The organism is Streptomyces sp. NWU339, assembly GCF_003143855.1.
Taxonomy (GTDB): Bacteria; Actinomycetota; Actinomycetes; order Streptomycetales; family Streptomycetaceae; genus Streptomyces.
Genome location: NZ_QFRK01000036.1, coordinates 61,675 through 82,983, shown reverse-complemented (window position 1 = coordinate 82,983; position 21,309 = coordinate 61,675). Strand labels below are relative to the sequence as shown.

Annotated in this window: 19 protein-coding genes; 14 read left to right on the top strand and 5 right to left on the bottom strand. The window is 71.9% G+C overall.

Annotated features, from left to right (window positions below):
- From DIZ27_RS46005 to DIZ27_RS31615, 4 genes are all read left to right on the top strand, one after another.
- Positions 1 to 363: hypothetical protein (locus DIZ27_RS46005; protein ID WP_109381857.1), on the top strand; the 363-nt coding region annotated here is incomplete at its 5' end.
- A gap of 347 nt (positions 364 to 710) precedes the next feature.
- Entirely contained in the window at positions 711 to 3,413 is a 2,703-nt protein-coding gene (gene aceE / locus DIZ27_RS31625) for a pyruvate dehydrogenase (acetyl-transferring), homodimeric type (protein WP_109381856.1), read from the top strand.
- A gap of 73 nt (positions 3,414 to 3,486) precedes the next feature.
- A complete protein-coding gene (locus DIZ27_RS31620) occupies positions 3,487 to 4,557 on the top strand; it encodes a YafY family protein (protein ID WP_109381855.1) in 1,071 nt (356 codons plus the stop codon).
- A 47-nt stretch (positions 4,558 to 4,604) separates the two neighbouring features.
- Complete coding sequence (locus DIZ27_RS31615; RefSeq protein WP_109381854.1) at positions 4,605 to 5,123, top strand: DUF4240 domain-containing protein; 519 nt, start codon at positions 4,605 to 4,607, stop codon at positions 5,121 to 5,123.
- Here DIZ27_RS31615 and DIZ27_RS31610 read toward each other — a convergent pair.
- The gene (locus DIZ27_RS31610) at positions 5,090 to 6,070 is read right to left on the bottom strand and encodes a peptidoglycan recognition protein (RefSeq protein ID WP_109381862.1); all 981 of its coding nucleotides are present in this window, start codon (positions 6,068 to 6,070) and stop codon (positions 5,090 to 5,092) included. The two genes, DIZ27_RS31615 and DIZ27_RS31610, sit on opposite strands and share 34 nt — an antisense overlap.
- A 189-nt stretch (positions 6,071 to 6,259) precedes the next feature.
- Here DIZ27_RS31610 and DIZ27_RS31605 point away from each other — a divergent pair, with 189 nt between their 5' ends.
- Positions 6,260 to 7,444, top strand: a complete 1,185-nt coding sequence (locus DIZ27_RS31605; protein ID WP_109381853.1) for a MarP family serine protease — start codon at positions 6,260 to 6,262, stop codon at positions 7,442 to 7,444.
- Positions 7,445 to 7,469: 25 nt separating this feature from the next.
- Here the strand turns inward: DIZ27_RS31605 and DIZ27_RS31600 are convergent, their stop codons facing one another.
- Entirely contained in the window at positions 7,470 to 7,961 is a 492-nt protein-coding gene (locus DIZ27_RS31600; protein WP_109381852.1) for a GNAT family N-acetyltransferase, read from the bottom strand.
- Between the two features lie 70 nt (positions 7,962 to 8,031).
- Between DIZ27_RS31600 and DIZ27_RS31595 the strand changes: the two genes are divergently transcribed.
- Positions 8,032 to 8,985: a TIGR01777 family oxidoreductase gene (locus DIZ27_RS31595; protein WP_109381851.1), complete on the top strand. Its 954-nt coding sequence runs from the start codon at positions 8,032 to 8,034 to the stop codon at positions 8,983 to 8,985.
- A 285-nt stretch (positions 8,986 to 9,270) separates the two neighbouring features.
- On the top strand, positions 9,271 to 10,665 hold the full coding sequence (locus tag DIZ27_RS31590) for an NAD(P)/FAD-dependent oxidoreductase (protein WP_109381850.1): 1,395 nt from the start codon (positions 9,271 to 9,273) through the stop codon (positions 10,663 to 10,665).
- Between the two features lie 90 nt (positions 10,666 to 10,755).
- On the opposite strand, the gene DIZ27_RS31585 is transcribed toward DIZ27_RS31590, so the two are convergent.
- Positions 10,756 to 12,219: a regulator gene (locus DIZ27_RS31585; protein WP_109381849.1), complete on the bottom strand. Its 1,464-nt coding sequence runs from the start codon at positions 12,217 to 12,219 to the stop codon at positions 10,756 to 10,758.
- Between the two features lie 379 nt (positions 12,220 to 12,598).
- On the opposite strand from DIZ27_RS31585, the gene lipB reads away from it, so the two are divergent.
- The 4 genes from lipB (at position 12,599) to DIZ27_RS31565 (ending at position 15,759) form a co-directional block, all read left to right on the top strand.
- A complete protein-coding gene (gene lipB / locus DIZ27_RS31580) occupies positions 12,599 to 13,396 on the top strand; it encodes a lipoyl(octanoyl) transferase LipB (protein WP_109381848.1) in 798 nt (265 codons plus the stop codon).
- Between the two features lie 128 nt (positions 13,397 to 13,524).
- Positions 13,525 to 14,490, top strand: a complete 966-nt coding sequence (lipA, locus tag DIZ27_RS31575) for a lipoyl synthase (protein WP_109381847.1) — start codon at positions 13,525 to 13,527, stop codon at positions 14,488 to 14,490.
- A 305-nt stretch (positions 14,491 to 14,795) separates the two neighbouring features.
- Positions 14,796 to 14,999, top strand: a complete 204-nt coding sequence (locus DIZ27_RS31570; RefSeq protein WP_109381846.1) for a hypothetical protein — start codon at positions 14,796 to 14,798, stop codon at positions 14,997 to 14,999.
- A 55-nt stretch (positions 15,000 to 15,054) separates the two neighbouring features.
- Complete coding sequence (locus DIZ27_RS31565) at positions 15,055 to 15,759, top strand: DUF4191 domain-containing protein (RefSeq protein WP_109381845.1); 705 nt, start codon at positions 15,055 to 15,057, stop codon at positions 15,757 to 15,759.
- Between the two features lie 119 nt (positions 15,760 to 15,878).
- On the opposite strand, the gene DIZ27_RS31560 is transcribed toward DIZ27_RS31565, so the two are convergent.
- Positions 15,879 to 16,349 (bottom strand): RDD family protein, encoded by a 471-nt coding sequence (locus DIZ27_RS31560; RefSeq protein ID WP_109381844.1) that lies wholly within the window; start codon positions 16,347 to 16,349, stop codon positions 15,879 to 15,881.
- A 246-nt stretch (positions 16,350 to 16,595) separates the two neighbouring features.
- Between DIZ27_RS31560 and glnA the strand changes: the two genes are divergently transcribed.
- The gene (gene glnA / locus DIZ27_RS31555; RefSeq protein WP_109381843.1) at positions 16,596 to 18,005 is read left to right on the top strand and encodes a type I glutamate--ammonia ligase; all 1,410 of its coding nucleotides are present in this window, start codon (positions 16,596 to 16,598) and stop codon (positions 18,003 to 18,005) included.
- 284 nt (positions 18,006 to 18,289) lie between these two features.
- On the opposite strand, the gene DIZ27_RS31550 is transcribed toward glnA, so the two are convergent.
- A complete protein-coding gene (locus tag DIZ27_RS31550; protein ID WP_146229026.1) occupies positions 18,290 to 18,997 on the bottom strand; it encodes a hypothetical protein in 708 nt (235 codons plus the stop codon).
- Between the two features lie 613 nt (positions 18,998 to 19,610).
- Here DIZ27_RS31550 and DIZ27_RS31545 point away from each other — a divergent pair.
- Entirely contained in the window at positions 19,611 to 19,868 is a 258-nt protein-coding gene (locus tag DIZ27_RS31545) for a hypothetical protein (protein ID WP_109381841.1), read from the top strand.
- Between the two features lie 10 nt (positions 19,869 to 19,878).
- On the top strand, positions 19,879 to 21,306 hold the full coding sequence (locus tag DIZ27_RS31540; protein WP_109381840.1) for a HEAT repeat domain-containing protein: 1,428 nt from the start codon (positions 19,879 to 19,881) through the stop codon (positions 21,304 to 21,306).
- Positions 21,307 to 21,309 lie beyond the last annotated feature (3 nt).

Sequence of the window (21,309 nt, the reverse complement as noted above, 5' to 3'; positions counted from 1 at the left end):
CAACAGCAGGCCCCGACGGAGCGCCCGGAGGAGAAGCGGACGGGCGGCAAGCTGCTGCACCTGCACACGGCCCACGCCCGGGTTCCGATCCCCTACGTGACCCCGGGGGACATGTTCTCCAAACCCCTCAAGACCGCACCCGCGTCCACGGCCACATCCCTGCTCCCCTCGCCCCGCAAGCTGGCCCTCTACGGCGTCCTCGGCGGCATGACCGTCGCCGGAGCCATCGGCTGGCCGGTCGCGGTCGCGGTCGGCGCCGCCACCGAGGTGATCACCCGCGAGCAGGCGGCACGGCAGCGCCAGGGGCACGAACGCGCCGAGCGGACGGAGACCGCGGCGCAGCCGCAGCCGGCAACGACATGACGGTCCCGCCCGGACGCCGGTGGGGTCGAACGCCCGAGTGACCTCCGGGCGTTCGACCCCACCGGCGTTCAGCACGTCCGAGCCGGCCCGCACCCGTCCGAACCGGCCGGTCACCCCTCGGATGAGCAGGGAAAACGCGGCACCGCGTGCCTGATCCTCCGGCACAGGATGCCAATTTCTTGATATCGAGACTTTTTGGCCCACTACCTTTGATCGATCATCGATCAGCGGGTTATTGTCGCCAGCGGGGTCTCCACCAGAGCCCCAGCCCTGTCCTGCCAAAGACCAAGGGCACCCCCGAACCCTTACCGATGAGGGAACCCCCTTCGACTGAGGAAGGCGGCGACATGACCGACCCCAAGGCCATCCAGCCGAGCGAGCTGGACCAGCTCCCGGACCGCGACCCCGAGGAGACCGCCGAATGGCAGGCCTCCCTTGACGCCGTCACCGAGGCGGCCGGGCCGCACCGTGCCGCGTACCTGATGCGCCGTACGCTGGAGCGCGCCGAGGAGGCCGGCGTCGCACTGCCGAAGCTCCTCGAGACCGACTACATCAACACCATCCCCACCTCCGCCGAGCCCGCGGTGGACGGCGACGAGGCGATGGAGTCCCGCATCACCGCGTGGAACCGCTGGAACGCGGCCGCGATGGTGACCCGCGGCAGCAAGTACGGCGTCGGCGGCCACATCGCCACCTTCGCCTCCGCGGCCTGGCTCTACGAGACGGGTTTCAACCACTTCTTCCGCGGCAAGGAGGCCGACGGCTCCGGCGACCAGCTCTACATCCAGGGCCACGCCTCCCCCGGCATCTACGCCCGTGCCTTCCTCGACGGACGGATCGGCGAGCGGCACCTGGACAACTTCCGCCGTGAGGCGGGCGGTGACGGCCTCCCCTCGTACCCGCACCCGCGGCGGCTGCCCTGGTTGTGGGAGTTCCCCACGGTGTCGATGGGCCTCGGCCCGATCTCCGCGGTCTACCAGGCGCGGTTCAACCGCTATCTGACCAGCCGCGGCATCAAGGACCTGACGAACTCCCACGTGTGGGCGTTCCTCGGCGACGGCGAGATGGACGAGCCGGAGTCCACCGCCGCCCTGACGCTCGCCTCCCGCGAGGGTCTGGACAACCTGACCTTCGTCATCAACTGCAACCTGCAGCGCCTCGACGGTCCGGTCCGCGCCAACTTCAAGATCGTGCAGGAGCTGGAGGCCCTGTTCCGCGGCTCCGGCTGGAACGTGGTCAAGAGCCTGTGGGGCACCGCCTGGGACGAGCTGTTCCAGCTGGACACCACCGGCGCGCTCGTACGCCGCCTGCGCGAGGTACCCGACGCGCAGGTCCAGACGTACCAGACCCGCGACGCGGCCTACATCCGCGAGGACTTCTTCGGCAAGGACCCGGCGCTCGTCGAGATGGCGAAGCTGCTGAGCGACGACAAGATCCTCGAGTGCTTCCACCTCTCGCGCGGCGGCCACGAGTCCCGCAAGGTCTACGCCGCCTACCGTGCCGCGCTCGCCCACAAGGGCGCGCCGACCGTGATCCTGGCCCAGACGGTCAAGGGCCACACGCTCGGCGAGGGCTTCGCCTCGAAGAACGCCAACCACCAGATGAAGAAGCTGTCGGTGGACGAGTTCAAGGCGATGCGCGACCGCCTCGACCTGCCGATCAAGGACAGCGACTTCGTCGACGGCGTGGTCCCCTACGGCCACCCGGGCGCCGACTCCCCCGAGGTCCGTTACCTCCAGGAGCGCCGCGCCGCTCTCGGCGGTCCGGCCCCGGCCCGCCGCGTCCACCCCGTCGCACCGCTGCCGGCCCCGGCCGACAAGGCGTTCAGCGCCTTCGACAAGGGCTCGGGCTCGCAGAACGTGGCGACCACCATGGCGTTCGTCCGCCTGGTCAAGGACCTGGTCCGCGACAAGGAGACCGGCAAGCGCTGGGTGCCGATCGTCCCCGACGAGGCGCGCACCTTCGGCATGGAGTCGCTCTTCCCGTCGCTCGGCATCTACTCGCCCAAGGGCCAGACGTACGAGCCGGTCGACCGCGACCAGCTGATGTACTACAAGGAAGCCAAGAACGGCCAGATCCTCAACGAGGGGATCACCGAGGCCGGTTCCATGGCCGAGTTCATCGCCGCCTCGACGTCGTACGCGACGCACGGCGAGCCGGTGATCCCGTTCTACATCTACTACTCGATGTTCGGCTGGCAGCGCACGGCCGACCAGATGTGGCAGCTCGGCGACCAGCTCGGCCGCGGCTTCCTCGTCGGCGCCACCGCCGGCCGCACCACGCTCACCGGTGAGGGCCTCCAGCACGCCGACGGCCACTCCCCGGTCATCGCCGCGACCAACCCGGCCGCGCTGACGTACGACCCGGCGTTCGCGTACGAGATCGCCGTCATCGTCAAGGAGGGTCTGCGCCGGATGTACGGCGCGGCGGCCCCGGACGAGGACCAGGACGTCTTCTACTACCTGACGGTCTACAACGAGCCGCTGCGGCAGCCCGCCAAGCCCGCGGCCCCCGGGGTCGACGAGGGCATCCTCAAGGGCCTGTACCGCTTCAACACGGCGGAGTCGGCGGGGCTGACGGCGCCCGCGAACGCCCCGCGGATCCAGCTGCTCGGCTCCGGTACGGCGATCCACTGGGCGCTGAAGGCGCAGCAGCTGCTCGCCGAGGAGTGGGGCGTGGCGGCCGACGTGTGGTCGGCGACGTCGTGGACCGAGCTGCGCCGGGACGCCATGGAGGCGGACGAGGCGCTGCTGCGCGGCGAGGAGCGGGTGCCGTTCGTCCGGCAGGCGCTCCAGGGCGCCGAGGGTCCGGTGCTGGCGGTCTCGGACTACATGCGTCAGGTTCCCGACCAGATCGCGCAGTGGGTCGAGCAGGACTACACCTCGCTGGGCGCCGACGGTTTCGGCCTGTCGGAGACCCGCGAGGCGGCCCGCCGCTACTTCGGTGTCGACGCCGAGTCCATCGTCGTCGCGGCCCTGGCGCAGCTCGCCCGGCGCGGCGAGGTGCAGGTGACGGCCGTGAAGGAAGCGCGCGAGAAGTACGGTCTGTAGGCACCCGGGTGCTACGGATGTGAGGCAGGAGGCCCCCGCTGCGGCGGGGGCCTCCTGCTGCATGATGGGCCGTATGCGCGCTGCCCGGCTGATCAAGATGGTGCTGCTGCTCCAGTCCCGGCCGTCCATGACCGCCGCCGAGCTGGCGCGGGAGCTGGAGGTGTCGGAGCGGACGGTCACCCGGGACGCGCAGGCGCTGTCCGAGGCCGGGGTGCCGGTGTACGCGGACCGGGGACGGGCCGGGGGCTACCGGCTGGTCGGCGGGTACCGGACGAGGCTGACCGGGCTGGCCCGGGGCGAGGCGGAGGCGCTGTTCCTGTCCGGGGTGCCGGGGGCGCTGCGGGAGATGGGGCTCGAGGACGCGGCCTCCGCGGCCCGGCTGAAGGTGTCGGCGGCGCTGCTGCCCTCCCTGCGGGACGCGTCGCGGACGGCCGCGCAGCGCTTCCACCTGGACGCCCCGGGCTGGTTCCGTGAGCCGGTGACGCCCGAGCTGCTGCCGGCCGTGGCGGACGCGGTGTGGGACGACCGCCGGGTCACCGCCCGCTATCTGCGCGGGGAGGGGGAGCACCGGCGGGAGGTCGTGCGGGAGCTGGAGCCCTACGGGCTCGTGCTCAAGGCGGGCGTCTGGTACCTGTGCGCGCGGGTGCCGGGGCACGGGGCGTTCCGGGTGTACCGGGTCGACCGGTTCACGGCGGTGGAGCCGGTCGACCCGGCACGACCGGAACGCTTCGAACGCGACCGGGAGTTCGAGCTGCCCGCGTTCTGGGAGGAGCGGGCGGAGCAGTTCGCGCGCTCGATCCTGCGGACGGAGGTGGTGGTGCGGCTGTCGCCCGAGGGGGTACGCGCGCTGCCGCGCTCCGTCGAGGCGTCGGCCGCGGCGGCCGCACGGGAGGCACTGGCCCAGGCGGCCGGGGTGGCCGGGGAGTTCGACGGGGACGGCGGCGGGTGGGTGACGGTGACCCTGCCGGTGGAGTCCGAGGAGGTAGCCCACACCCAGCTGACGGCGCTGGGCCCCGAGGTGGAGGTGCTGGCGCCCGCGTCGTTGCGGGAGCGGTTCGCCGCCCAGGCCGTGCGGCTGGCCCGGCTGTACGGGAGGGAGGACCCCGACGCCGGCCCTGCCCCTGCCCCTGAGCGATCCGGGTGACACTCCGGGGTGCGCCCCCCGGTTCCAGGGCCGATGCTTGACGCGTGATGGACGAGACGGAGTTCTGGGAGCTGGTCGACACCGCCCGCGAGGACGCCGGGGGCGACCCGGAGGATCAAGCCGACCTGCTCGTGGAACGGCTCGCGCGGCTGGACCCGGAGTCGGTCCTGGACTTCGCCCGGCACTTCGAGTCCCGCTATCACCGCGCCTACCGCTGGGACCTGTGGGGCGCCGCCTGGGTGCTGCTGGACGGGGCGAGCGACGACGCCTTCGACTTCTTCCGGTGCTGGCTGATCGGCCAGGGCCGTGAGGTCTTCGAGGGCGCGCTGCACGATCCGGACGCCCTGGCCGGCCTGCTGGAGGACTTCGACGAGGAGGTCGACGGCGACGCCGAGGACCTCGGCTACGCGGCGGACGAGGCGTACGAGCAGCTCACCGGCACGGTGGCACCCGATCTGGACCTCCCGCCGGCCCCCGCGGAACCCGAGGGCACGCCGGTCGACTTCGAGAACGAGTCCCGGCTCGCCGAACGCTACCCCCGGCTCTGGGAACGGTTCCGGTCCTGATTCCCGTGCTGCTCCCCACCTTGATTCCCGTGCTGCTCCCCACCCTGTTTCCCGCTCCGTCCCTCGTCCCGCTCCCCGGAGGATCCCGCGATCCGGCTGTTTTCCTGCGGCCGGGCGCCCGGCCGGCGGCCCTGCAGTTCCGCGGCCCGTTGCCTGATCGCCGGGAGGCGGGCCTGCAGGGCGGCGCCCGGGCAGCTGGTCATGTAGCCGTCCTGGTGGCCCGCGAGGGCGGGCAGCACGGCCGTGGTGCCGGCCGCGTACCGGCTGGCGCCGTTGCTGGAGACCAGCCGGACGTCGGAGCGCGGGTCGGTGCCGGACAGGCCGAGCTTCCAGGCGGCCAGCTCGGCGATCGCGCGCTCCATCGCGGGCGGCACCGGCACCCCGGCGGTGAAGGTGCCGAGGGCGGCGATCCCCGCGGTGCGGTGGTTGAAGCCCTGGGTGTGGGCGCCGGTGACGGGCCGGTCGGTCCCGCCCGCGCGGCCCTCGTAGATGGTGCCGCAGCGGTCGACGAGGAAGTTGTAGCCGATGTCGTCCCACTCCCGGCCGGAGGTCTGGCCCTCGTAGACGTTGCGGATGTTGGCCGGGGCCTCGGCGCAGTCGTAGTCGTTGGGCGAGTCGGTGTGGTGGATGAAGACGGCGACGACCTCGTCGTCGTAGCGCGGGGGCGGCTGGTCGTGAACGGCTCCGGCCGTCCAGGCCGCTCTGGACACGATGGGTGGTTCGGGCGCCGTGTACGCGGCCGTCTCGCGGGTCGTGGGGGCGGCCGAGGACCCCGCGGCCCGCTCGACACCGTACGCGCACAGCACCAGCGCGACGGCCGCGGCGATGCCCGGCAGACAGCCGAGCAGCACCTTGACGCCTCTGGGCAGGTCCGTGAGGCCCGGGTGGTGGAGTGCCCGGAAAGCAGGGCGCCGCCGCGTTCCCCGCGGCCTCATGAGGACACGCATGGTTTCACTGTCGGCCGGATCCACCCCGTCCGCGACGTGTGCTGTGCCGACCGGTGGAACCATCTCCCTGGTCCGCCGCGTTCTTCCGAGTGCACGCGCGCGTGACCGCTTCCGTGGTCCCACGCGCGCGTGGCTGATCACCGGGCCCCTCCCCCACGTATGAGGGGGTCCGAAAGAAAGGCGGCGTGCGTGGACCTGCTCGACATTCTGTTGCTGCTGCTCGTCCTGGCCTACGCGGCGTCCGGCTACCGGCGCGGTCTGCTGGCCGGCTGTGTCTCGCTGACCGGTTTCGTGGGCGGTGCGGTCGTCGGCGTGTGGATCCTGCCCTGGGTGATGGATCTGGTGGACCCGGGGACGACCGCGGCGACGGTGACGGCCGTGTTCACGGTGCTGCTGCCGGCCGCGGTGGGCCACGAACTGGCGGGCCGGCTGGCGCTGCGGTTGCGGCGGGAGCTGGACCGGGGGCCGCTGCGGGTGGCGGACGGGATCGGCGGGGCCGCGGCCAACTCGGCAGCCGTGCTGATCGTGGCCTGGGTAGCCGCGTCCGTGCTGGGCGCCTCCTCGTCCCCGCTGGTCACCTCCGCGATCCGCGAATCGAGGCTGCTCGGCGCGGTCCACGAGGTGATGCCGGACACCACGCCGGCCTGGTTCTCGCGGGCCACCGCGGCGCTGACCGAGGCGGGCTTCCCACAGGTCTTCAACCCGTTCGAGAACGAGTCGACCGCCGAGGTCGCCGAGCCCTCCGGCAACAGTGTCACCGCGGCCGCCACCCGGGCCGCCCAGCGGAGCACGGTGAAGGTCGAGGGCGTCGCGGGCGTCCAGGGCCGCGAGGGCAGCGGCTTCGTGTACGCGGCGGAGCGCGTGATGACCAACGCCCATGTGGTGGCCGGGATCGACGAGCCGACCGTGCGGGTCGGCGGCGTCGGGCGGGCGTACGAGGCACGGGTGGTGCTGTTCGACCCGCAGAAGGACGTGGCCGTGCTGTACGTCCCCGAACTGCGGGCGCCCGTCCTCCGCTTCGACGACGACGCCGACCGCGGCGACTCGGCGGTCGTCGCGGGCTATCCGCAGGACGGCGATCTGGACCTGCGGGCGGCGACGGTCGCCACCCGGGTGCAGGCGAAGGGGCAGAACATCTACGGCGACCGGGCGGTCGTCCGCGAGATCTACTCGATCCGTTCCCTCGTGCGCCCCGGCAACTCCGGCGGCCCGCTGCTGACCACCGACGGCCGGGTGTACGGCGTGGTGTTCGCCCGTTCCACCTCGAACGCGGAGACCGGCTACGTACTGACGGCGGACGAGGTCGCCGACGACGCGCGGCGCGCGGCGAACGCCACGGCGCCGGTGGACACGGGCGACCTGACGGCGTCGTAGGACCGTGCCCGGGCGGGGCCGGAGGTCAGAGCAGGGACTGCCCCATCAGCACGTCGTCGACGTACGTGCCGTCGAGGCAGAACTCCTCCGGCTGGACACCCTCGACGACGAAGCCCTCGGACGCGTAGAGCGCGCGGGCGGCGGAGTTGTGACCGAGGACGCGCAGGGTGATGCGGCGCGCGCCGCGCTCCCGGGCCTCCCGGACGGCCGCCCGCACCAGGGCCCGGCCCACGCCCGTGCCGCGGGCCGCCTCGGCGACGGCGAGGCCGCGGATCTGCTGGACGTGCGCGTTCGAGGGCAGTTCCGTGGGGAAGCCGAGGCGCACATAGCCGACGACGCGGCCCGCGTGCTCGGCGACGAGGTGGTCGCGGGGGCCGGACCGCTCGCTGAAGAAGGAGTCGTACGGCGGCTGCGGCGGCGGGGTGACGGCGTGCAGGACGGACCAGGTCTCCCGGTCCAGCAGGGCCAGTTCCCCCTCGTCGACGGGGCGGGCGGCGCGTATCAACGGCTCGGGCATGAGGGTCACTTTACGACCGCTCGCGCGGTGCGCCCACGGTGTCGCCCGGGCTGCGGGCAGGATGGTCGCCATGAGTTCCGCATCCTCCGCATCTTCTGGATCCTCTGGATCATCCCGGTCTCCCCGGTCCTCCCGCATCGCGGTGGCCGGTGCGTCCGGTCTCATCGGCGGCGCGCTCGTACGGTCCCTGACCGCCGACGGGCACACGGTGGTACGCCTGGTGCGGGCCGAGCCGCGCGCGGCGGACGAGGTCCGGTGGGACCCGGAGCGCGGGTCCGTGGACGCGGCCGGTCTCGCCGGGTGCGACGCCGTGGTCAACCTCGCCGGTGCCGGGGTGGGCGACCGGCGCTGGACACCCGCGTACAAGGAGCGGATCCGCACCGGCCGGGTGCGGGGCACGGCGGCGCTCGCCGAGGCCCTCGCCGGGCTCGCGCGGGACGTACGGCCCCGGGTGTTCGTCAACGGCAGCGCGATCGGCTACTACGGCGAGACCGGTGAGCGGACCGTCGACGAGAGCGCGCCGGCGGGCACGGGCTTCCTGCCGGAGCTGTGCGTCGAATGGGAGGCCGCGGCAGCGCCGGCGCGGGAGGCAGGCGTGCGGACGGCGTTCGCCCGGACCGGCCTCGTGGTGGCCCGCGAGGGCGGGGCGTGGGCCAGGCTCTTCCCCTTGTTCCGGGCCGGACTGGGCGGGCGGCTGGGCGACGGGCGCCAGTACTGGTCGTTCGTCGCGCTGCACGACGAGGTGGCCGCCCTGCGTCATCTCCTCGACACCGACGGGCTGTCGGGGCCGTTCAACCTGACCGCGCCGCATCCGGTGACCAACCGTGAGGTCACCGGGGCGATGGCGCGCGTGCTGCACCGGCCGGCGGTGTTCGCGGTGCCCGCGCCGGTGCTGCGGACCGTGCTCGGCGAGATGGCCGGGGATGTGCTGGGCAGTACCCGGGTGCTGCCGACCCGACTGCTGGAGTCGGGGTTCCGCTTCGCGTTCCCGGAGATCGACGGAGCGATCCGCGCGGCCCTGTGACCCCCCGTCAGGACACCTGAACCACGGTTGAACCACGGTCCTCCGGCCCGCCCCGAGGGGCGGGCGGCCGGAGGTGCGGGGGCCGGTGGCCGAAGCCGGTGCGCCCCCGGGGGCCGTGCGGTGGCCGTCCGGCGCGCATGTGCGACCGCCGTGCGCCCGTGCCCCTGCCGATGCGCGACGCCACGCGATCCGTCACGGACCTAACCTCGACCAGAACTCGGGTATTCCTGGGGTCTGTTGGGGGCATGACGTCTCCAGCGTCCGCGCAACCTCGAGGAGGGGCACGTGCTTGAGCCCACGTACCAGGCGGACGTCGTCGTCGTGGGAGCCGGGGTCGCCGGACTCTCCGCGGCGCGACGCCTGACCAGCGCTGGAGTCACCACCGTGGTCCTTGAGGCCGCCCACGCGGTGGGCGGCCGGATGGCGACCGACAAGGTCGACGGCTTCCGGCTCGACAGAATCGGGCAGTTGCTGTCCACGGCGTATCCCGAACTGCGGCCGGCCGCCGACTGCGACGGGCTCGCCCTGCGCACGTTCGCACCCGGCGTTCTGCTGCACAGCGGCGGACGCCACCACCGGGCCGGCGTACCGACCGGTGCGAGGGGCGCAAGGGGCGCACTCCACACGGTGCGCGCCCTCGCGAGCGCCCCCCGGGCGGGGGCCGCGCCCAGGAGGCCGGCGGCCGTTCCCGGACGACAGGTGTCCACGCCCCGGAGCCGAACCGGCGCCCCGCTGGGCACGGCCGTCGACCAGGCCCGCCTGGGCGCCGCGTTCACCCGACTGGCCGGCACTCCGGCGGAACGGCTGCTGGCCCGGCCCGAGTCGACCGCCGCCGAGGCACTCACCGCCCGGGGCCTGCCGGCCCGCACCGTCGACGGCTTCCTCCGCCCGCTGCTCGCCGCCCTGCTGTGCGACCCGGACCTCACCACGTCGAGCCGGTGCGCGGACCTCGCACTGCGCGCCTTCGCGGCCGGGCGCCTGTGTGTGCCGGAGGGCGGCGCGGAGGCGTTGCCGGAACTGCTGGCGCGGGGGCTGCCACCGGGCACCGTGCACACGGGCGTCCGGGTCACCTCCGTCTCCACGACCTCGGTGACCACCGCCGAGCACGGCGAGTTCCGCTGCCGCGCGGTGCTGATCGCGACGGACGCGCGGGCCGCCGCCCAGCTGCTGCCGGGACTGCGGGTGCCGGACTTCCACCCGGTGACGGTGGTGCACCACGCCACCGACGAGCCCCCGGAGACCGGCGCCCGGCTGCTCCTGGACGCCGACCGGGGCGGACCGGTGGCGCACACGGCGGTGGTCAGCCGGGTCGACCCGTCCCGCGCTCCGGCCGGCCGCGCGCTGGTCTCGTCCACGGTCCTGGGCCCGCCCGGCGCCCAGGTCGACACCGGTGTGCGCATGCATCTGGCCAGGCTGTACGGCACGTCGACGGCACGCTGGGAGACGCTCGGGGTGTATCACACCGCGGACGCCGTCCCGTCCATGCGGCCGCCGCACGACCTGCGGCGGCCGGTGCGGCTGCTGGCGGGCCTGTACGTGTGCGGCGACCACCGGGACACCAGCACCGTGCAGGGCGCCCTGCACTCGGGCCGCCGCGCCTCGGCCGCGATCCTCGCGGACCTCGGCGCGGGCCGCCCGATGCACACGGCGGACCCCCTCCCCACGGCCCGAGCGGCCTGACCGGCCACTCCCCTCAGCCGCCCCGCGTCCCTTCGGTGACCACCCCCCCGGAGGGACGTGGTGGCCCCAACCACGCGCCGTCGCGGTGGCTCAGCAGTACGCCGCGACCCTGTCGCGGTAGACGCGCACCGGTGCCGTGTCGCGGTAGGGCTCCAGCCTGCGTTCGAAGTCCCGGACGTACTCCACGGCCCGTACCGAGCGCATCTCGGACGCCTGGCCGGCCGCCTCGGCGGCGAGCAGGCAGGCCTGGTCGAGTTCGCCGAGGCCGAGGCGTGCGGTGGCGAGGACGACCCGGCAGAACAGGCGGCTGCGGGCGTAGCCGGGGGCGCGCAGCTGCAGCGAGCGCTCCGCGTGCTGGGCCGCGGCGCGGAACTGCTGGAGGTCACGGTGGCAGTGACCGAACTCGTCGGCGAGCTGGGCCTCGTCGAAGAACCGCACCCAGTGCGGGACCTCGTCGCCGGGCCGGGCGTTCCCCAGGGCGCGTTCGGCGCGCACCAGGGCCGCGGTGCAGGCCCGGACCTCGCCGAGCACGCCGTGCCCGCGTGCCTCGACCGCGTGCAGCAGGGCCTGCACGGTGGGCGGGGCGGAGCCGCCCGCGCCCTGCTGGGCCACTCGCGCGAGCTGCACCGCCTCCCGCCCGTGGCCGAGGTAGACGGCCTGCCGGCTCATGGTGACCAGCACGTACGCGCCGTAGGTCCGGTCCGCGGCGGCCTGCGCGAGGCGGAGCGCCTGCACGAAGTAGCGCTGGGCGAGTCCGTGCGCGCCGATGTCGTACGACGTCCAGCCGGCCAGCCGGGTCAGGTCGGCGACGGCGGCGAACAGGCGGCGGCCGGTCTGCTCACCGTAGGTGCCGCGCAGCATCGGCTCGCACTCGTGCTCCAGGTAGCGCACCAGGGCCTGGCGGGCGTGGCCGCCGCCGTAGGCGTCGTCGAGGGTGCGGAACAGCTCACCGACCGAGCGCAGCGCGGCGATGTCGCCGCCGGTGACCCGCTGGCCGGGACCGCGCTCGGCCGCCTGGCGGCGGCGGGTGCCGAACTCGGGCAGCCCGGCGGGGCGGCCGACCGGGCGGGCCTGGGCGGGGACGCGGACCGGCGGCTCGACGCGGGCCACCTTCTCGTCGGCACGGCCGATGAGCCAGTCCCGGCTGGGCACGACGAGCCCGGCCGAGGTGAAGGCGATCTTGCGCAGCTCGGCGTGGCTGCCGGAGTCCTTGCGCCACAGCCCGCTGACGATGTCGACGGCCTCGTCGGGGGTGGCGGCGAACTCCAGGCCCGCGTAGACGGGGGCGCAGGCGTCCAGGCCGAGGTCCTGGGCGGTGAGCCGGCGGCCGAGGCGCCGGGTGAAGACCTCGGCGATCAGCGCGGGTGTGGTCCCCCTCGGCTGCTGCCCGCGCAGCCAGCGGGTGACGGAGGTCTTGTCGTATCTCAGGTCGAGCCCGTGTTCGAGACCGAGCTGGTCCACGCGACGGGCGAGTCCCGCGTTGGAGAACCCCGCTTCTGCGATGAGCGCGGCGAGCTGACGGTTGGGGGTGCGCCGCGCGGGTCGTTCCGTCATCTGTGGTGCGGTCTCCTGCCTTCCGGTGAACGTTGATGCCCGGATTACCTGTGAGCAGCCCTTATGGCCTTCTGGACGGCGCGAATGTAGCGGAGAGTAAACGCCTGGTCGCACCTTTCGATCCGCATTCATCCGATCGTGTGAGAATTGCCCCTGAGGCTGACGGCCAGCGACCGACACGGGGCCCGCCCAGGCGCCGAACACGCGCCGGACGCGCGCCGGAACCACCACCGGAGCCGCCCCTCGGAACCGCCGCCGAAAGGAAAGCCGGTCGTACGGTCGTACAGTGGCTTGGGCACGTTTCGTGCCTTACCGCGTTCTGGTTTGTTCCACGTTCCACCTTTAGTTCTGCCTTACTACCTTCCGGGAGGCGCTCGCCGTGAGTGAGTTGCGGTTCGTCCGAATGGGCTTCGGGGCCGAGGCCGTCGACTACCGGGTGGCCTGGGACGAGCAGCGCCGGGTGCACGCGGCACGGTTCGCCGACGAGGTGCCCGACACCGTCATCCTGCTGGAGCACCCCCCGGTCTACACGGCCGGACGGCGCACCCAGGACAGTGAGCGCCCCCTCGACGGCACCCCGGTCATCGACGTGGACCGCGGCGGCAAGATCACCTGGCACGGCCCCGGCCAGCTGGTGGGCTACCCGATCCAGAAGCTGCCCCGCCCGGTGGACGTGGTCGCCCACGTCCGGCGCCTGGAGGAGGCATTGATCCGCACCTGCGCGGAGTTCGGTGTGGAGACCACCCGCATCGAGGGACGCAGCGGCGTGTGGGTGCTCGGCGACCCGGTCGAGCAGCGCCCGGCGCTCGGCGGGCTCTCCCTGGACTTCGACCCCCGCCTGCACGACGAGGAGTTCGACCCGCGGCTGGACGGCCCCCAGTACGCCCCCTCCAACGCCGGCCAGCGGCGCGAGGACCGCAAGATCGCCGCGATCGGCATCCGGGTGGCCAAGGGCGTCACGATGCACGGCTTCTCGTTCAACGTGCAGCCCGACAACAAGTGGTTCGACCGGATCATCCCGTGCGGCATCCGCGACGCGGGTGTCGCCTCCCTCGCGGACGAACTGGGCCGCGACATCACGATCGAGGAGGTGCTCCCCGTGGTGGAGCGGCATCTGCGCGACATCCTGGAGAACGCCGAGCTCAAGCCGCGGGAGATCGTCCGCGCCACCGCCTGACCCGGTGGCGGCGACCGTCCGACGCGGCGGGAATGGGCCCCGGGTCTCGGAGGTTGGCCTGACCGTCAGGCCCGTCAAACACGGGCGTACCCTGGTGTACGCCGAAGAATCGAAGCTAGGGAGCCGACGTGTCCGCAGTCGCACCGGACGGACGCAAGATGCTGCGCCTGGAGGTCCGCAACAGCCAGACCCCGATCGAGCGCAAGCCCGAGTGGATCAAGACCCGGGCGAAAATGGGGCCCGAGTACATGAAGATGCAGAACCTCGTCAAGAGCGAGGGCCTGCACACGGTCTGCCAGGAAGCCGGCTGCCCGAACATCTACGAGTGCTGGGAGGACCGCGAGGCGACCTTCCTCATCGGCGGCGACCAGTGCACCCGGCGCTGCGACTTCTGCCAGATCGACACCGGCAAGCCCGAGGCGCTCGACCGTGACGAGCCGCGCCGCGTGGGCGAGTCCGTGGTCACCATGGACCTGAACTACGCCACCATCACCGGCGTCGCCCGCGACGACCTGGAGGACGGCGGCGCCTGGCTGTACGCCGAGACGGTGCGCCAGATCCACGCGCAGACCGCCGGGCGCGCGGACGGCCGCACCAAGGTCGAGCTGCTGGCCCCCGACTTCAACGCGGTCCCCGAGCAGCTGGAGGAGGTCTTCTCCTCCCGCCCCGAGGTGTTCGCGCACAACGTCGAGACGGTGCCCCGCATCTTCAAGCGGATCCGCCCCGGCTTCCGCTACGACCGCTCCCTGAAGGTCATCACCGCCGCCCGGGACTACGGACTGGTCACCAAGTCGAACCTGATCCTCGGCATGGGCGAGACCCGCGAGGAGATCAGCGACGCGCTCCGGCAGCTGCACGACGCCGGCTGCGAGCTGGTCACCATCACGCAGTACCTGCGCCCGTCGGTACGGCACCACCCCGTCGAGCGCTGGGTGAAGCCGCACGAGTTCGTGGAGCTGAAGGAGGAGGCCGAGCAGATCGGCTTCTCCGGTGTGATGTCCGGCCCGCTGGTCCGCTCCTCGTACCGGGCCGGCCGCCTCTACCGGATGGCGGTCGAGAAGCGCGGTACGTACATCGCCGCCCAGGCCGTCTGACACCGCGATGCGGTGTGCGGCATGCGTGTGAACTCGCGCACAAGAAACTACCGGCCAGTAATGGCCGAGACGACGCGGTCCCGGCCGTCCTCGCAGATGAGGGCGTACGCCGGGGCCGCGTCGGCGTTCGCGGGGCTCGAACCGGGGCTTCATGTGCGTTTGACCGGGGGGTCACACCCTGGTAACACCAATCAGTGACCCTGGAATCACGGCACGTGCACCCGCGCTCACAGCCGCACCCACTGCCGTACTCGCAGTCGTACCCACGCCCGTACCCGAAGACGCTTCGAGGGGGGACCTCCACGATGCAGGCCGCGCCGGTCCGCGCCACCGCCATCCCGTCCTTCGGCACCGCGCTGCGCGCCGTCGAGTCACTGCTGATGAGCAGCGGCCAGCGCACCGCCCGTCGCAACGCCTGGACCTCCGTCCTGGAGGACCGCCGTCGCGCCAAGGACCGGGTGGAGGCGGAGCGCGTACTCGACCAGTCCTCGACCGCCACCGGTCTCTGAGCCTCCGAAGGCACTGCCGTCGTCCTCGCTCCCGGGGACACGTAGACTTCGTGCCATGGCGAGGAAGGAAACCGCAGCGGACGCTGCGAACCCCGGGCGACTGAAACAGATCGCTCTGACTTACAAGATGACCCGCAGGGTCGACAAGAAGATCGGCCTTGTACTCGCGGCTATCGGAATCGTCACCTTCGGTGTCTTCCTCGCGATCGGCTTCTTGATCGGCCACCCCGTTTATCTCGGCATCCTGGGCTTCCTGCTGGCCTTCCTCGCGACGGCGATCGTGTTCGGGCGCAGGGCCGAGCGGGCGGCCTTCGGCCAGATGGAGGGACAGCCGGGCGCCGCCGCGGCCGTGCTGGACAACGTCGGCCGGGGCTGGTCGACGACCCCCGCGGTCGCGATGAACCGCAACCAGGACGTGGTGCACCGCGCGGTCGGCAAGGCCGGCATCGTGCTGATCGCCGAGGGCAACCCGAACCGGGTGAAGAGCCTGCTCGCCGCCGAGAAGAAGCGGATGAACCGCATCGTCGCGGACGTCCCGGTGCACGACATGATCGTGGGCACGGGCGAGGGCCAGGTCGAGCTGAAGAAGCTGCGCACGAGCATGCTCAAGCTGCCTCGTGTCCTCACCGGCCCGCAGGTCACCGCGACCAACGACCGGCTGCGCGCGCTGGGCGACCTGATGAGCAACATGCCGCTCCCGAAGGGCCCCATGCCCAAGGGCATGAAGCTCCCGAAGGGCGGCGGCCCGAAGTCCCGCTGAGGCCGCCGTACAGGTACACGACGAGGGGCGCCCGGAATGTTTCCGGGCGCCCCTCGTCGTGTACGACGGTCTTGCTCGTTACTCTGTCGTCGCTGTCCCCGGGGTCCCTCGGGTCCGGCTCAGATCCGGACCTCGACCGTGCGGGCCAGTCGGTCGTGCAGGCCGCGGCCGTCGCGGTCCCAGATCAGGGCGGGGAGGGCGAGGCAGAGCAGCGCGGAGCGGACCAGGCCGCGCAGCGGCTGCACCTGGCCACTGTCCACGGCGACGACGCGCAGGCGGAACAGGCGCTTGCCGGGAGTGAACCCGAGCGTGCCGACGGTGAGAACGCTCAGCACGAAGAACACCAGCAGCGTCCAGTTGCTGGTCGTCTGCCCGTTGAAGCCGTTGGTGATCAGGCCGGATGCGACCAGCGCGCACAGGCCCCAGTCGACGGCCAGGGCGCCCAGCCTCCGGCCCGGACGAGCGATGGAGCCCGGCCCGTCCTCCGGCAGCCCGAGCTGCTCACCCCGGTATCCGAGGTCGGCGCCGGCCTCTTCCAGGGCCGCGCGCGGCCCGGAAAGCCACGATCCGATTACCTGCCTGTTGTCCACCCCTACACGGTACTGCGCCCGAATACGGCCGGGGGACAGCGGGGGGCGGGCCGGGCGCGGGACGAGGCGCGACGGCGACGTGTGTCCGGACCACCATGGGGAATGCGCTGGTTAACTTGTGTGAAACAAATGGGTCACGCCGGAGAAATGCCCCGTCCCTAGGGTCGAGTACAACGCGGGCCACCTGCACCGGCCGCACGAACGATCTACCACCCCGGCGGGACGGTCGGGAGTAGGAGGAGCTGGATGTTCCAGAACGCCGACGAGGCCAAGAAGTTCATCGCGGACGAGGACGTCAAGTTCATCGACGTCCGCTTCTGCGACCTCCCGGGTGTGATGCAGCACGTCACGGTGCCCGCCGAAGCGTTCGACCCGGACGAGGAGCTGGCCTTCGACGGATCCTCGATCCGTGGTTTCCAGGCCATCCACGAGTCGGACATGTCGCTGCGCGCGGACCTCTCGACCGCGAGGCTCGACGCGTTCCGCCGCGACAAGACGCTGAACATCAACTTCTTCATCCACGACCCGATCACGGGCGAGCAGTACTCCCGCGACCCGCGCAACGTGGCCAGGAAGGCCGAGGCGTACCTGGCCTCCACGGGCATCGCGGACACCGCGTTCTTCGGCGCCGAGGCCGAGTTCTACGTCTTCGACAGCGTGCGCTTCAAGACGTCCGAGAACGAGTCCTTCTACCACATCGACTCCGAGGCGGGCGCCTGGAACACCGGCGCGCTGGAGGACAACCGCGGCTACAAGGTCCGCTACAAGGGCGGCTACTTCCCGGTCCCGCCGGTCGACCACTTCGCCGACCTGCGCGCCGAGATCTCGCTGGAGCTGGCCCGCTCCGGCCTGAAGGTCGAGCGCCAGCACCACGAGGTGGGCACCGCCGGCCAGGCCGAGATCAACTACAAGTTCAACACCCTGCTCGCCGCCGCCGACGACCTGCAGCTCTTCAAGTACATCGTGAAGAACGTCGCCTGGCGCAACGGCAAGACCGCGACCTTCATGCCGAAGCCGATCTTCGGTGACAACGGCTCGGGCATGCACGTCCACCAGTCGCTGTGGGCGGGCGGCGAACCGCTGTTCTACGACGAGCAGGGCTACGCCGGCCTGTCGGACATGGCCCGCTACTACATCGGCGGCATTCTCAGGCACGCCCCGTCGCTGCTGGCCTTCACCAACCCGACGGTGAACTCGTACCACCGCCTGGTGCCGGGCTTCGAGGCCCCGGTGAACCTGGTGTACTCGCAGCGCAACCGTTCCGCCGCGATGCGCATCCCGATCACCGGCTCGAACCCGAAGGCCAAGCGCGTCGAGTTCCGTGCCCCGGACGCCTCCGGCAACCCGTACCTGGCGTTCTCGGCCCTGATGCTCGCGGGCCTGGACGGCATCAAGAACAAGATCGAGCCGGCCGAGCCGATCGACAAGGACCTCTACGAGCTGGCTCCCGAGGAGCACGCCAACGTGGCCCAGGTCCCGACCTCCCTCACCGCCGTCCTCGACCACCTCGAGGCCGACCACGAGTTCCTCCTCCAGGGCGACGTCTTCACGACCGACCTGATCGAGACCTGGATCGACCTGAAGCGCACCAGCGAGATCGCCCCCCTGGCCCTCCGCCCGCACCCGCACGAGTTCGAGCTGTACTTCGACGTGTGAGATGCGGGGTCGGGCGACCTGGACGGAAGCCCTGTAAACATACTGTGACCTGCGAAAACACTTCTCAGCAGTTCTCGCTGTCGCTGTCCGTTCTCCGACCCCTTGCGCACCGAGTGTGAACCACCCGGCCACTTCTCCGGCTTCGGGCCGGAAACGCTGCGAGGGCCGCTACCCCATGGTCGGGGTAGCGGCCCTCGCCGACTCTCCGGGCTCTGCGCACGGCGGCAGCCTCCCCGGTCTCCTGGTCAAGGAGAGCGGGGCGAAGCCCGGTGAGCATCGCTGCCTCATGGGGCCGACAGCGGAGACATCTCCCGCTCGACCAGGGATTTGAGCAGATCAAGCGCCGCGCCTCGTGTGGGCGCGAGAGGACTCGGGACCTTGTCGGGACGTATGACACCGCTCTCGACGATGCCGCGGAGAACGGTGGCCACCTCGGCGGAGTCGGTGCCGGCCAGAGCAGCTGCAAGACGCAGAGCATCCGTCCGGGGCCCCGTGCTCCAGCGCTCCGCCAGGTGCAGGATCCGTGCACTCGAGGCGCTGTGCCGAGTCGCTGCCGCGAGGGCGGCGAGCGTGAACTGCACGGCTTCGTCCTCACTGTCCCAGCGGTCCAGGAGGTACGGCGCTGCGGCTTCGACCGCGTGGCGGGCCTCGAGTTCGTCCTCTCTCTCCTCCAGCGGAAGGCCCAGGGCGACTCTGCGGTCGGCCCCGGAAGCAGCCAGGCGCTGCCCGATGGTGGCTGCTTCGAACAGGAACGTGGTGAAAACGGCTCGATGCGCGGGACGAATGTCCTCGTGGGCTGCGAGACCGGCCAGCAAGGGAATCCCGTCGGCGGTGTGCGGGTAGCAGGTGCCCTGATGCATGACCGAGTCGGCCAACCCGAAGACGACTTCGCGGTCGCCGGGGAAGCCGTCGGCCTCGTCGGTGAGCCACCAGGCGGTTCCGCCGGGAAGATTGCCCTGCCGGTTTCCTTGATCGCGAGCGACTTGCCGCACGCACTCGAGCACGGGTGGCAATGGACGTTCGACGGTGCTGCATTGAAGTGGCGCGGCCGGAGCCGGTTCCTCCGTCGGTGGAGGGAAGCCTGAGATCACGTCGCGCCGGATGCGATGGGCGTGCTTCTGGTCGAGTTCATGGGCCAGCCCCCGGTGGTCGAATCCGGACAGCATGGTCTCTCGATATTCCGGGCAGAGCCGTTCTCACAAAGCCTCATCAGCTTCAGCCGTGCTTGTTGTCATGCCTCCCCTGGCTGGTAGCGCTCGCCTGCTTCCAAGCGTCCGGCGATACCTGAGGTCCGCCCGTCAGGTAACGGTGGAGGGCACCGGCGGTGGTCTCCATACTCTGGACAGGTCGAGGGAGCGCAACCAGCGTCGGTCGCCACGCCCCCGAGGCGGCCGACGCCCCCCAGACGCGCACAGACGTCGATCACACCGCCCGACACAAGGTCTTTGAGGTCACGTGCCTGGACGCTTCCTGACGTGTCACATGGGATGTGCATGAGGTACGTGGGACGGGTGAGCTGTCGTATGTCTGGAACGTGCTTTCCTCGGTGGGCCCGGAGAGGAATGATGGAAAACTGGCACTGCTGTTCGAGAGAGGTTCACGGGGATGCCCGAAAGGGACGACGAGGAGCGCGAGTTCGACATCAAGTGGGCGGACAGGGCCGAGCGCAAGGAGCCATCGGCCCGCGCCCGGATGCTCGCCGCACGCTGGAAGGACAACCCGCCCGGCCCGGTCCCGTTCCGCGGTGAGCCGGAGCGCAGGGCGTCCCGCAGCTCGTCGTCATGGGTCTCCACGGCCGTGGTCCTCGGCTGCGTCGCTGCGGTGATCGTTTTCCTCGGTTACATCAACTTCCGCCCGTACTGATCAGCGCGGGATGAACAAGGGCGTCTTCAGCGGGGAGACGGAGGCGGCGCGCCTGGCCCGGGGCGCCGCCCTCGGTGAGGTGCTGGACATCGCCGAACCGAGTGGGAGTGCCTGGATCGCGCTGGACGAAGGCGTGCGCGCGTCGGTGCGGTATCGGTCCGCGCCGCTGCCGGACCCAGCAGCCGTCGGGCTGCCGGAAGAGTCGCTGCTGGTTCTCGCCCTGTGCCATCCCGACGGGCGGATACGTGAGCGTGCGCTGGTCGGGGTGGCGGAGCACCCCGTGCTGTTTCCCCTGCTCGTCGTGCGTGCCGCCGACTGGGCAGCGCCCGTGCGCGAACGGGCCCGGCAGTTGCTGGTCGAGACCCTCGCCGGGGAGGTGAGTGCGGAGACGGTTGTCTCCCTCGCACCGCTGGTTCTGCGGGTCGCCCGCCGCGAACGCGGGGGCTTCGGCCTCGAACTGCTCGGTACCGCGCTCCGCCGGGCTCCGCACGAACTGCTGCTGCCCCTGTGCACCCACCCCGACCGCACCCTGCGCCGGTTCGCCTTCCGGTCGGTCGTCGGAGGAGGTCTCCTCTCCCCCGGTGAGCTGGCCCGCCACGCCGCCCGGGACGACGACACGGTCGTCCAGGCCCTCTGCGCCGACGCCGCCCTGGCTGCCACAAGCACCGGCGAGAGCCGGGACGACCGGGACGACGTACTGGAGCCGCTGCTGGGCGCGCGCAACCCACGGGCACGGTCGGCCGGTGTCACCGCGCTGAGGCGGGCCGGGCGGCCCGAGTGGGCGGTGGAGTTCCTCGCCGACCGGTCCGCGGTCGTCCGGGCCTGCGCGCGCTACGTTCTACGACAGCACGGGACGGATCCGCTGCCCTGGTATCGGGAGCGGTGCACGGACCCGGCGGACCCGGCGGTGCCGCCCGGTGCGGTCATCGGACTGGCGGAGTGCGGACAGCGCGCCGACGCGGAACTGCTGTGGCCGCTGCTCGCCCACCCGGCACCGGCCGTACGGGCACGGGCGGTGGTCGGGCTGCGCACCCTCGACGTGAGCGACACGGAGCAGCTGTTGCCGCTGCTCGACGACCCCGCGTCCGGTGTGGTGCGGGAGGCGGCCATCGCTCTGCTTCCCCTCTCCGGGGCGCTCCCCGCTAACCGTCTGATGGGGTTCCTCGATACCGGGCGCCCCCGGCATGTTCGGGTCGCCGCGTTCCGGCTGTTCGATGCCCGGGGCGGGGTCATCGGACTGCGGGCGGCGGTCGCCCTGCTGGAGGATCCGGACGACAGGCTGCGGATGTGGGCCGGACAGTCGGTGCAGCGCTGGCATCCGGCCGCCGACGCGCGCCCCGGGGACCCGGAGGTGGGCGAACTGCTCGACCGGGCCGGCCATCTGTTCAGCGAGTACGTCCTGAAGCGGCGCAAGTGGGAGGCGGGGCTGTCCTCCTGAAAC